This window comes from Paenibacillus terreus (genome assembly GCF_042138595.1).
In the GTDB taxonomy this organism is placed as follows: domain Bacteria; phylum Bacillota; class Bacilli; order Paenibacillales; family Paenibacillaceae; genus Paenibacillus; species Paenibacillus terreus.
In genome coordinates, this window is the sequence record NZ_JBHIRX010000013.1 from 152,103 (window position 1) to 164,956 (window position 12,854).

The window sequence follows — 12,854 nt, forward strand, 5'->3', positions numbered from 1 at the left end:
GACGTCAAATACGAAACCATGATTTCCCGACGGGAGCAACAGGCGCCACAGGTGCAACAGGCATGACTGGAGCGACGGGGGCAACCGGGATGACGGGAGTAACAGGACCTACCGGTCCAACAGTCACGGCGAATTATCAGTCTCTTACTGGGGGGGATGTGACTGCTACTACTCAACAGCTATACCCACTTACAGGTATTACCAGCGAAGGTACGGCGATTACACTGAATCCAAACGGTACACTCAACCTGGCTCCTAATCAGGCGTATTATGTAGACTTTTCAATGGATGCCCGAATTCCTGCAGGCAGTGCTGCTTCAGCAAATTTGACCCTGGATGGAAATGGTGTGGCTGGTTCGGGGGTTGGGCTTAACAACAGCGGTTCAACAGTAACTATTGTAGGTTCTTTAGCAGGAAGTTCGATCGTTCGCACGGGGGCGACGGCGGGTACTTTGGCGCTGAATGTCCAATCTGGTCCTCAAGCCTCTAGTTTTAACACCCCGACATTCAGTGTATTCAAAATAGCTTAACCTGAATCGTATTAGCTTCAATCGGGGCGAGAAAACACATTAGTGAATCAACTTGGCCACCCTTCAGACGGATATGGTTCTGGAGGGTGGCCATAAATCCATTTATCTGTACATATCCCATAGCGTCCACGGGCAACTCATGTACGAGATTGTTCCTGTTAAAAGCCCTGCAGACGTCAAATAAGGGGGTTACAATTAGCTTGTCTATTATTTATGGTGATTTTCGACACAGGCACTGCGCCAGTGTATTTGAGATAGGATAAATTCGACATGGATGCGGCTTTGATTAGAATTAATGATGACGCAAATAAGTATAGCTTTTTTAGATTAAACTGCCCCTCGGTCCGCGATGCGGATCTGGCGGACGAAAGCCCCTTGACCGCCGAAAAGCCTGAAATCACGGGCTTTTCTGGCTGAGACATCAAATGCGAAGCCATGATTTCCCGACGGGGGCAACAGGCGCCACGGGGGCGACAGGCGCGTCGGGCCCGACGGTAACGGCGAACAACTTGTTTGGATATACTGCAACTGGGCTTTGGCCGAGTTATGGACCCCTTCCCTTTGGAACACTTTCATCAGAAGGAACGGCTATTTCCACTGCCAACGGTATTGTCAAACTGGCCCCGAATCAGCGGTATTATGTGGATTATAAAACAAACGTTCTTTCTCCTACCGGGGTAGGGGTTGCTTTGTACCTTAATGGAACTATCATAGGAGGAACTCAGAATTACTCTACCAGTAACAATGTCGTGCAATCTTTATCGGGAAGTGCGATTATTTCATCTGGAGCGACTACGTCAGATTTACAACTAGTAAATCTTTCGGGGCAGCCTGCTAACTTTGGTGCAAGCACTATAAGTGTATTTAAGCTGTCTTGATCTGGCTAGCCTCGCCGTCTAACAGGACATAGCTGCCCCTATACGCAGCCGCCCTTCAGACGTATATATAGACCTGAAGGGTGGCATTACTTAAGATTCTGAAGTCAAGTATCTCGTGATGTAGGATGGTCAATCATGAGGCGAGGAAGAATCACTTTCCAGGAGCCTCAGCTTTCTTAGAACTAGCACCACAAGGGGTGAATTATGGAACAACCAAGCATCTCGTTATGCATGATCGTCCGGAACGAGGAAGAGTATCTTCCGAAATGCCTCAGCAGTGTCAGGCGTGTGGTGGATGAAATCATCATTGTGGATACCGGATCAACGGATAATACCGTATCGATTGCCGAGGCCTTCGGGGCTAAAGTGATTCAAATGCCGTGGGAAGACAGCTTCTCGGTTGCCCGCAACCGGAGCTTCGAAGAAGCGACAGGGGACTGGATCTTATGGCTGGATGCGGATGAAGAGATGGATGTGAATGAAGCGGGCAGACTCAAAGAACTGTTAACCCGGGATACGATCCATGAGCAGAGCATCGAAGGCATCCTGTTTTATTTTTGCAACTATACGGATGGTTCTGAAATGGAACATACCTGTCTTCCCCGTATGGTGAGGAACCGGCCGGAATACCGGTTTGAAGGAAGAATTCATGAACGGATTCTGCCGAGTATGCTGCAAGCCCGCCCCGATATGACCATGGCGCAGGTCGATATTCATGTGTATCATTATGGGGATCTTGCCCAAAATGTTGTTCGTCAGGATAAAATCAGACGAAATATATCGCTTATCCATCAATCGATCCGGGAGCATCCCGAAGATGGGACTTTTCACTATTACCTGGGACTTGAACGATGTCGGAGCAATGAATGGGAGGAAGCCCTCGAACACTTTCATATCGCTGTGGCGAAACCGGCTGGTTTTTCGAAGCAATTGCTGTCCTGTGCTCACAGATCCAGGCTATTTACCTTGGAAACCATGGGGCGTTATCATGACCTGGTCCACTACAGTACGGAGAGCATTGCGCTGTTTCCGGATTATACGGATCTGTATCACCTCAGAGCGGATGGCTGGCATGCACTGGGGGAGAGAGACAAGGCCATTTCCTCCATGCGGCAAGCGCTGAGCCTTGGACCGGCCCCGGAAGAATATTTGTCCATACCAGGAATAGGGACTTATTTGACTTGCCGGGAGCTCGGCACATCGTACGCCTCTGCCGGCAATCTAAAGGAATCGGATCTGTATTTGACCCTGTCGAGCCTGATGGGAGGAGATACGAGGATCGTATTTAGAGAAGCCATCGGATCATAGTGGAAAAGATAGTATATGTACTCAAGCTATGTGGGCCATTACGGGCAGGCATGGCTTTTTGTTGTGCTGCAATGTTCTTATTTTTCAGTGCCAGTCATAGAATGTGGCAAGGGTCAGCCAGACAAGCCGTCCATCGACACAAGCCTGGCTATCGTAACGACCAGAATTCAGCGATGGTAGGATATCAGAAGCTTCAACAACTCTCAATACCTTGGGTTGATCATATAAATAGACACTCCACGTATCAATTCAACGGAAGTGTCATTTCTATTCAAGAGGGCGACGACGGGGGCGTTTGCTGCTGTCCTGCCACTCCTCTACATCGCGGGGATCTATCTCCAAGACTCGGCAGATGTCCAAAGCCAGAATGACATTAGGTATATCTTGACCGGCCTCAATGCGTTGGTAATGCCGTACAGAAGTATCACAAGCACAGCGACCTGTTCCTGTGCAAGCCGTTTTAATTCGCGTGCTTCCTTGATTTTCCCCCTGTGTACCCCTTGCTATAATTGTTTGTTCATTTTATGGTAACAAATTGGGGGATGAATGACCAACCAATATCCAGCCTGATCCTCTGTGACAGGGCTCTTAGCTCCATGCTTCATCAACCATGATTACATATGACCAGTCAAAGCGATATCAAACGATTTTCTAAAGAAATTTTACATACATAAATATGTTCGATCAGTTCCCTTACCAGACGCCTGAGAGGCAGAACAGAATCTTGAAGCAGTTTTTACGGAATCATCCTGTGGACGCAAGGATCTCTCTAATAAGGAAAGGAGTTATCGACAAAGGGGGTGTTCCAGCGAACTTGGCATGTCTCTACCGCCTAATGGCATCATGCCATTTGACATTATCCAACGGAATGGTACGGCTATCAACGCTAACGCAAATGGGACTATCACTCTGGCTCCGAATCAGCAGTATTATGTGGACTACAAACCGAACGTAGCTCCGTTGACAGGCACTGGTTCTATAGCTGCTGGCTTGTACCTTAATGGTAGCCTGTTACCTTCAACTTATGGCCTCGTTACGACTTCTACTTCGGTACCGCAGACTTTAGCAGGAAGCACCATTATTAACACTAGTGGTACGACGGGTACATTACAGTTGAGGAATGCGGGAGGAGGGAACGCCAACTTCGGGAATTCAAGTGTAAGTGTCATTAAACTCATTAAACTGGCTAAAATCGATTAGCATCGCTGCCTTACGGGCATTTGAGATCCCGATGTTCAGTCAGACTGGCCACCCTTCAGACGGATATGGTTCTGGAGGTGGCCATAAATCCATTTATCTGTACATATCCCATAGCGTCCACGGGCAACACAGGGTCACGGGACGGCCAGTTATACCATCGAATGTTTTTAAGCCTCTTCTGAAGACAACGCCAATAGGACAGGGCAGTTCATACACGAAATTGTCCCTGTTCAAAGCCCATCAGACGTCAAATAAGAAAGCTGCAAATCAGCCTGACTAATACGGTAGCTTTCGACACATGCGCTGCGCCAGCGAATTTTAGACTGGATAAATTCGACATGGATGCGGCTTTGATTGAAATTAATAATAACGTAAATAAGTGTGGATTTTTTAAGTTAAACTGTCCCTCGGTCCGAGATGCGGATCTGGCGGACGAAAGCCCCCTGATCACTGAAAAGCCTGAAATCACAGGCTTTTTCGGTTGAGACATCAAATACGAAGCCATAATTTCCCGACGGGGGCAACAGGCGCCACCGGAGCGACCGGGATGACTGGCGTGACAGGGCCTACCGGACCAACAGTTACAGCGAATTATCTGGCGGCTGGTAGAGTAGGGCCTGATCCTGCAATCAATCCGGTACCCCCTGGTGGTATCATTTCACTTGCAACTTTTGATGAAAACGGTAATGCAATATCCAACAACAACGGTAGCATTACCCTAGCCCCAAATCAGACGTTTTCTGTGGTATACAAAACAAACAATACCGATCCGGGGTCTGCTATTCTAAGACTTAATGGAACTAATATAGGAGGATCTAATGCTCAGGGTCCTGCCGGGACCTTAGCAGGAAACACTATTGTTTCCACTGGTGCATTAGGAGGTACACTAACATTGAATAATTTTGGTCCAGCGACCAACACCTTTGGTTCAACAACTGTAAGTGTAATTAAGTTGGCTTAATTATAGGCAACTTCCGGCCACCCTTCAGAGGTCTAACCAACTCTTGGAGGGTGGCCAACTATGATGTTGAATCGTTAACCTACCGAAATGCTCTTGGGCAAACAGCCCTTTATAAAGTTCTAACAAGGTGGTGGTTGCATGCTTCGCTCCAATCCGAATGTGCAAAACAGCTACGAATTCGTTTGTTTAGAAGAACTCGTCCCCCAAAATCATTTGCTTCGTAAGATCCATAAACATATCGATTTCTCCTTCATTCTTGAAAAAGTGCGGCCCTATTATTGTGAAGATAACGGACGTCCTTCGGTCGATCCCATCATGCTCTTCAAAATGATGTTCATTGGTTATCTGTATGGTATTCGTTCTGAACGCCAGCTTGAGCAGGAGGTCCAACTCAACGTGGCCTATCGCTGGTTTGTCGGTTTAGGCTTGACGGATCGCGTTCCGGACCACAGCACCTTGAGCTTAAATCGCAAACGGCTTCAGGACAGTGATGTGATCCAAGAAATCTTCGATCATATTGTATTTAAGGCCAATGCCAACAAACGCAAGCACGTCAAACAAGAAGTCGCAAAGAGTGTTAAAACCTACCTGGATGATCTGGACGAGGCCGTTCAGGCGGATCGAGCTGCTCATGGAAAAAAGCCCTAAAACCCCGGAAGGAGGTGACCCAGACCAAGAAGACAAAAGTAAGTACAACGGACCCCGAGAGCGGATATATGGTGCGTGACGGCAAGCCGGAAGGCTTCTTTTATTTGGATCACCGGACGGTTGACCATAAATGCAACATCATCACGGATGTACATATTACACCTGGAAATGTTCATGACTCGACACCTTATCTTGAACGCCTTGAACTGCAAACGAAGAAGTTCGGATTTGACAAGACCCTGGAGGCTGTTGCCCTGGACGCCGGCTATTACACCGTCGACATCTGCAAGAAACTGCATACCAAGAAGATTTATGCCGTCATTGGCGGTAGAAGCTACACCCCAGTAAAGGGCTTGATCGCCAAGTGGCGATTTAGGTATGATCACGAACGCGACTTGTATATCTGTCCACAAAAACAGGAGTTGACCTATGCCCAGGACAGCAAAGAGTGGGTGAAGCAAAACGGGCGCTCGCGCTCGGGCAAATATCTGTACCGCCTCCGATACCAAACGATTGAGCGAAGTTTCGCGGATGTCAAAGAGCTCCATGGACTTCGCTATTGCCGGTTTCGCGGCCAGAAAAAAGTCTTGGAGCAAGCGCTCATGACGGCCATCTGCCAAAACGTCAAGAAGATCGCCAACCACCTGGCCAAGCGGGCCGGATAGGGCGATCTTCTTGTTTTCATAATGCTCAATACTTCAGGAATTCATTTCATTTTCCAAACGAGACCCAAAAAACAGAGCTTTGTCAACAACCTGGAACCTTTTCCCAAAAGGTCTTTTTCTATGGACGAGCTTCTGCATCTCCTGCATTCCGAAACATCTCCGGCATTGGATGTGGTCATTTTTATCGGGACTGTTCAATATTTGGCATCTGATATGGAAAGAGAGCAGGTCTCTAAAATGAAGAAAAGGAATGTATACCGCTTGTTAAGAAGAACCGATGAGGTCCTGTATCTTTTGTCAGATAGGATCACAGATGACCGTTCAAAGCATTATCAATCCATTTTCTAAGAAAATTACTTACAGAAGCCAAGTATTCCTTTAGCATAATCTATCAGTACCACAATACAATCGAGCAGTTTCCATATGATTCCAAACTACCTATTTTTCGAAAAATGGGACGAGACTGGACGATAACCCCAATCCTTCTGCAGTGGGGCCGAATATATTAGACTATCAAAACCGAAAGGGGAGATAGAAATGTCACAATCCAATTTGCCTAATATTACGCCAACGATCACTCTATCAAGAGATGAGGCAATATCCTTGATTGTAGCATCCATTGCTATGGAAGAGCTGGGGCTCAGTCATATTTTGAATGCGGAAGGTGAGAAGCTTCAGTATGTGCTGGGGACATTGCCTGGTGTATCCGGTCCGCCTGCAACGATCAGCGATATCTTGGCTGTAAACGAAAGCATCCGGAAAACGATTCAAGAAACGGTCAATAAAGATTTTGTGCTGAGCAACAAATTGGAAAAAGCTCTGGACGCTACCAATCTTGTGGGGCCAACCGGTCCTCCGGGACCTCCAGGACCAGCAGGAGGACCAACCGGTCCGACAGGTCCGGCAGGGCCGACAGGAACGTGTCCAACATGTCCACCAGGTCCAACCGGACCTACAGGTGCAACTGGAATCGGAGTGACAGGTCCTACAGGAGCCACGGGCTCAAGCGGCGCGACCGGCGCAACAGGTGCTACGGGAGCGACAGGATCGACGGGAGCGACAGGATCGACGGGAGCGACAGGATCGACGGGAGCGACAGGATCGACGGGAGCGACAGGATCGACGGGAGCCACAGGATCGACGGGAGCGACAGGTTCGACTGGAGCAACAGGATCGACGGGAGCGACAGGATCGACTGGAGCAACAGGATCGACGGGAGCAACAGGATCGACTGGAGCAACAGGATCGACGGGAGCGACAGGATCGACGGGAGCGACAGGTTCGACGGGAGCGACAGGTTCGACGGGAGTGACAGGATCAACTGGAGCGACCGGCTCTACCGGAGCGACCGGCTCGACCGGCGCAACAGGTTCGACGGGAGCGACAGGATCAACTGGAGCGACCGGCTCTACCGGAGCGACAGGCTCGACCGGCGCAACAGGATCGACGGGAGCGACAGGTTCGACGGGAGCAACAGGTTCGACCGGAGCGACAGGCGCCACTGGAGCGACTGGGGTGACTGGCCCAACAGGCCCGACCGTCACGGCGAATAATTTTAACGGTCAGACTACTACCGCAGTATTCGTTCCATTCGCAGGGACTGTACCAATTGATACAAATACTGTGAGTAATGGTAGCTCCATCACCCATACGCCTGGATCACCAAATATTACCCTTGCAGCAAATCAAGTGTATCAAGCCAGTTATACGGGCAATGTAAGAGCGGCTAATGGAGGGGCGATCGTGGGTTTCAGTCTAAACGGTCAAGCAGTCGGTGGACAAAACTTCTTTAGCGGTCAACCCAATGGCACCGGTCTTAATGTAAGTAATTCAGTTATTATTAGTACGACCATGCAAAGTACTTTGAACGTTATGGACCGCAACGTAGCAGGCAACACATTTGATTATCTGAACGTAAGTGTAGTTAAACTTCAGTAAAAAACTTGGCCATCCTTTAGGGGGTTACTCCTAAAGGGTGGCCTTTCATGATTCTGAGCCAAAGTACATGTAGTTAAACTAGCTTAAACCATGAGCCGAATATTTACGAAATGCATTCCGTGGATCGTGTGGCTGCATTCCGCACTATGTCGCTTTGCCCACCCGAAGAGTGATTCTATTCTTGCATCTGAAGAGGAAAAACTATTTCCATTATGTTTAGTAGTTTTTTCTTAGATTTTAGTGATTTTTCTCTCTTCATTAACATAAACATGTAAGACCACAATCCATAAATAGGAACTTCGATTGTGCCAATACTTACAAAAAATGAAAAAGGTAAATGGATATAAATAGGTGTTTGAGAGGATTGATTTAATAGGAATTAGAACCTAATTCATGTTATAATTTGGGTTTTTACGCAAATTTAATTTAAGTCTGTAAAAAGATTGTCTAAATCTGGGATGTGGATTATATTAGCAGAGATATAGTTAAAATTTGAAAGATGTTGGAGCGAAGGAGGGTCGAATGTCGAATCCAGCACCGATCATGTCATGACATCGGCTTTGGGGAAGGTAATGGTCTAATTGTCAAAGTAGTGGACTGGAATAAACAATTTGGGGGGGAGACAGTTGCACGATACCCGTTCTACAAAGCGAACAAGCCTATTGAAGCGTCTTTTTGTTAAATTTTCTGTATTTATGCTGATTTTCGGCATATTGCCTGTTTCGCAACCGACTCTTACTCCTGTGACCCAGGCGGCAGAAGGGAATGCCTGCCCTGCTCCGGTAGCGCTGATCAATGGAGGCTTTGAGCAGCCAAAAGCGAGAAATGTAGGGGATACAGGTTCTCCGGGGTCTGAGCAATTCTGGCAGTATTTTTACGGATATGAGGTTCCGGGTTGGGAAACGACTGCCTCTGATAACCGAATACAAATCATGCAAAACTCTAATGAATTTCTGGGGAAACATGGCGGGAATGGTGAAACCATCGCTGTTGTTGCTGCAGAGGGGACACAATTTGCTGAATTGAACGCCCATGAAGCATCGATGTTATATCAGGATGTAGCAACAGTACCTGGCGAAACCATTTATTGGCGGCTGGCTCACCGTGGGGAATACGGGACGGATGTAATGCAGCTCCGCATAGGTTCGGCTGATACTCCACCGAATAGCCTTCCGGTTATTCAACAGATGAGCAGTGTATTCAACAAATGGACCTATTATACCGGAGAGTACACCGTTCCTGAAGGACAGACTGTAACAAGGTTTGGTTTTGAGGCAGTTTCAACTTCAACTGGTGCGGCTGCGTTCGGGAATTTGCTGGATGACATTTTCCTGGGAACAGAGCCGTGTGTAACCTCGACCAAAACAGTTGATCCGCCAGGGGAGATTGGTGCAGGTACGGAATTAACGTATACGATCAATACCAAAAATGAGGGCGGAGACATCGCAGGGGATACGGTCGTTACCGACGCGATCCCTGCAGGCACGGAATATGTCCCTGGCTCGATGGTCCTGATTAACGGATCAACAACCAAGAAACTGACGGATGAGGCCGATGCGGATGAAGGCCAGTTTGAAGGCAAACAGGTCAGTATTAAGTTAGGGGACCTGCAAAATGCCAGCCAATTGCCGGGTGGAATCACTGTACAATTCAAAGTGAAAGTGCTTTCGGATTATGCAGTGAAATCCATTAACAACAAGGCTCAAATCGACTATGACAATTTATTGTCAGGGGAAAAGGAACAGACTGAAACCAATGAAACGGACTCATCGGTCATTTTCCCTAAACTTGAATCCAGCAAAACGATGACCCTTCAGGAAAAAGCGTCCGGCAACACGGATACTGAGCATCCTGAAGTGGGAGATACGCTGCGGTACACGATTCAGTCCCGCAATACGGTCGCTAACAGCATCGTGAAAAATCTGGAGATTTCCGACGTGATTCCTTCCGAGCTGAAATATGTCCCAGGCAGTCTGACGGTAGATGGCGTAGCCGTAACGGATGCCGAAGGGGATGACAAGGGTCATTATGCCGGAGGTGAGGTTGTCGGGCAGCTGGGCGACGTCTCGGACCAGAATTGGCATACGGTACAGTTTGATGCCATTGTACAACCGGGACAAGCCGGTAAGGATATTATCAACATTGGTGCTGTAGAAGGCGACAATGTGGACACGCCGGACAGACCAAGAGAAGAAGTTCAGGTCTATCCACGGAACCCGATGATTGAATCGGAGAAGTTCGCATCCAATGTGGATGCAAGCAAGGCTACGTATGAAGTGGGAGACACCATCTCCTACACGATTCGTACGAGAGCCGTAATCAACGATACGTATCTGGAAAATCTGACGATCACGGATACTCTGCCTGAGGGACTGCAATACGTGTCAGGCAGCTTGAAGGTGGATGGCGTGTCTGTGTCGGACGCGCAAGATGGTGATGCCGGACATTCTGTTTCCGGTGAAGTGTATGGTTCATTTGGCAATGTTGAAGATCTGAGCTGGCATACGCTGGAGTTCCAGGCGGTGATCCAGGACGGACAAGGCGGTCAGACGATCCAAAACATCGCACGGGTGACTGGAGATAACATTGATCAACCAGGCGAACCAACGGAAAAAGTTGTTGTTGAGGAAGAACCACCTGTAGTAACTCCACCAGTAGACCCTCCTACAGATCCGCAAGATCCAGGTAACGGAGGCTCAGGCGGTGGTGGCGGCGGTGGATCGAACGACGATGACGACGACGATTCGCGCTCTCCAGTACTGGAGTCCGAGAAATCGGCGAAGGATGTAAACGGAGGCAGCATCGAAGTTGGGGATACGATCGAGTATACGATCCGCGCCCGCAACACCGTTTCGAACAGCAGTGTAACGAACATGGTCATTTCCGATGACCTGCCGGAAGAGCTGGAATACGTACCGGGAACGCTGAAGGTAGATGGCGTGTCCGTAACGGATGACAACGACAGCGACAAAGGCAAGTATGTGGATAGCAAGGTGACAGGCAGCCTTGGCACCGTAACGGATACCGACTGGCATACGGTGGTGTTCGAAGCGAAGATTGTCAAGGGAGACCAAGGCGACAAGGTCAAGAACGTCGGCGAGGTTAGCGGGGATAACGTGAATACCCCGGACAAACCAAGCGAAGAGATTACGATCAAGGACCCGACTCCGGTTCTGGAGTCTGAGAAAACAGCGAACGACCTCAATGGCGGCACGATTCAAGTCGGCGACGTGATTGAGTATACCATTCGCACACGCAACACCATTGAGGACAGTGTGGTCACGAATCTGGAAATTTCCGATGCTCTGCGCACTGAACTGCAATATGTGCCGGGTTCGCTGAAGGTGGACGGCGTTGCCGTAACCGATGCACAGGACAGCGACAAAGGCCATTATGTCAATGGCACCGTGAGTGGTCAATTCGGTGACGTAACAGATACCGACTGGCATACGGTTGTATTCCAGGCGAAGCTGGCCGCAGGTCAGAACGGCCAAACCATCAGCAACACCGCTGAAGTAACCGGGGACAACCTGGACGGTTCGAATACGCCATCTGAAGACATCGTTGTTGGCGGCGGAAGCGGCAGCAACTCCGACGTTCCGGGAGAACCGGGCAATGGTCCTTCTGACGGCGGCACGAACAACCCGGGCTGGGGAGGCTCTGATTCCGGTTCCACAGACTCCGGCCAATCCGGCGGATCTGGCGGGGCTGGAAGCACAGGACAATCCGGCAACTCGGGTGACTCGGTGAACGGAGGCAACTCCGGTAACGGGGATGGCCATGGCAGCAAGCTGCCGGCAACCGCAACGAATATGTACGGTTATCTGCTGGCTGGACTCATCATTCTGCTTGCAGGCCTGTTCCTGCTGAGAAGAAAGAAAGCATAATCAGGATACAATGAAAAAGAGACTGCCCCTCAAGTGAAAACCTTGGGGGGCAGTTTCTGCATTTTCCAGAATCCGTAGAAATCGCGCAAAATCAATAGATGGTTGCAGATCAGCAGGACTCTCACGTGATGATGTCATTTTCATCATGTCAGCGGTAGAACATCCATTCATAGTAGCCTTTACTTCTCTTTTTTTGCATACTTAAGGAGACCAGAATCAATTTGTAGTAGGGAGTTAATCACTGATCATGTATTGATCTCGGGGAGGTGCTAAGTTGGCAAAATATAAAGTAGATGAATCCGTAGTAAGACAAATTAAAGATTTGCTTAAAAGTTATGGATACACACATCCTTCTGTATTAGATTTTGAAAAGAATGAAGTATCTGCAAACTTTTCTAGACCTGGCCTTAACACCATAACCAGATTTAAAATTGATGAGATTCCAACGCTGACGCAAGAAGAAATATGTACGGTTAGAAAATTGATTGCAAAACTTTCTGGTAAAGTTGATTTAGAACAAGTTATATTATTTGGTTCCAGAGCTAGAGGCGACTTTAGGGAGGATTCTGATCTCGACCTTATGTTGGTAGGGAAAGGTATGGAAGCCTCACCGTTTCGTAGGATCGTTTCTGATACATTGTTCGAGGTTTTGCTTGATGATGATAGTGTACAACACATTTCAGCTGTCATTTCCTTGTTGAGTGAGTGGGATGATGGCGAACTTTCTTCCTTACAACATAACATAGTGAGGGAGGGAATTATTCTTGATGTTTGAGGAGAAAATGAATGTCTTAATTAATAAGTCAGATAGATACTATCTTACAATTACGAAACACTCA

8 protein-coding genes and 1 pseudogene are annotated in these 12,854 nt (G+C 48.2%); all 9 read left to right on the top strand.

All coding sequences use genetic code 11. The features are described from left to right. Positions 1-89: 89 nt before the first annotated feature. The 9 genes and pseudogenes from ACE5KN_RS21440 to ACE5KN_RS21480 all read left to right on the top strand — a co-directional run bounded on the left by ACE5KN_RS21440 (position 90) and on the right by ACE5KN_RS21480 (position 12,790). Positions 90-530: a hypothetical protein gene (locus ACE5KN_RS21440; RefSeq protein WP_375528653.1), complete on the top strand. Its 441-nt coding sequence runs from the start codon at positions 90-92 to the stop codon at positions 528-530. Between the two features lie 270 nt (positions 531-800). Further along, positions 801-947, top strand: a complete 147-nt coding sequence (locus ACE5KN_RS21445) for a hypothetical protein (RefSeq protein WP_375528652.1) — start codon at positions 801-803, stop codon at positions 945-947. 665 nt (positions 948-1,612) lie between these two features. Beyond that, positions 1,613-2,716, top strand: a complete 1,104-nt coding sequence (locus ACE5KN_RS21450) for a glycosyltransferase (RefSeq protein WP_375528651.1) — start codon at positions 1,613-1,615, stop codon at positions 2,714-2,716. A 1,538-nt stretch (positions 2,717-4,254) separates the two neighbouring features. Beyond that, positions 4,255-4,401, top strand: coding sequence for a hypothetical protein (locus ACE5KN_RS21455; protein ID WP_375528649.1), 147 nt, complete (start codon positions 4,255-4,257; stop codon positions 4,399-4,401). Between the two features lie 62 nt (positions 4,402-4,463). After that, positions 4,464-4,877 (top strand): hypothetical protein, encoded by a 414-nt coding sequence (locus ACE5KN_RS21460; protein ID WP_375528648.1) that lies wholly within the window; start codon positions 4,464-4,466, stop codon positions 4,875-4,877. A gap of 138 nt (positions 4,878-5,015) precedes the next feature. Further along, positions 5,016-6,190: pseudogene (locus ACE5KN_RS21465) on the top strand (transposase). Between the two features lie 537 nt (positions 6,191-6,727). Beyond that, positions 6,728-8,128, top strand: coding sequence for an alpha-helical endospore appendage domain-containing protein (locus ACE5KN_RS21470; RefSeq protein ID WP_375528647.1), 1,401 nt, complete (start codon positions 6,728-6,730; stop codon positions 8,126-8,128). Between the two features lie 695 nt (positions 8,129-8,823). Further along, complete coding sequence (locus ACE5KN_RS21475) at positions 8,824-12,015, top strand: isopeptide-forming domain-containing fimbrial protein (protein ID WP_375528646.1); 3,192 nt, start codon at positions 8,824-8,826, stop codon at positions 12,013-12,015. A gap of 274 nt (positions 12,016-12,289) precedes the next feature. Further along, the gene (locus ACE5KN_RS21480) at positions 12,290-12,790 is read left to right on the top strand and encodes a nucleotidyltransferase domain-containing protein (protein ID WP_375528645.1); all 501 of its coding nucleotides are present in this window, start codon (positions 12,290-12,292) and stop codon (positions 12,788-12,790) included. Positions 12,791-12,854 lie beyond the last annotated feature (64 nt).

Excerpts from the sequence above, each read along its gene's own strand:
- ACE5KN_RS21440 (WP_375528653.1), top strand. The coding sequence starts at position 90 with ATGACGGGAGTAACAGGACCTACCGGTCCAACAGTCACGGCGAATTAT.
- ACE5KN_RS21445 (WP_375528652.1), top strand. The coding sequence starts at position 801 with ATGGATGCGGCTTTGATTAGAATTAATGATGACGCAAATAAGTATAGC.
- ACE5KN_RS21450 (WP_375528651.1), top strand. The coding sequence starts at position 1,613 with ATGGAACAACCAAGCATCTCGTTATGCATGATCGTCCGGAACGAGGAA.
- ACE5KN_RS21455 (WP_375528649.1), top strand. The coding sequence starts at position 4,255 with ATGGATGCGGCTTTGATTGAAATTAATAATAACGTAAATAAGTGTGGA.
- ACE5KN_RS21460 (WP_375528648.1), top strand. The coding sequence starts at position 4,464 with ATGACTGGCGTGACAGGGCCTACCGGACCAACAGTTACAGCGAATTAT.
- ACE5KN_RS21470 (WP_375528647.1), top strand. The coding sequence starts at position 6,728 with ATGTCACAATCCAATTTGCCTAATATTACGCCAACGATCACTCTATCA.
- ACE5KN_RS21475 (WP_375528646.1), top strand. The coding sequence starts at position 8,824 with ATGCTGATTTTCGGCATATTGCCTGTTTCGCAACCGACTCTTACTCCT.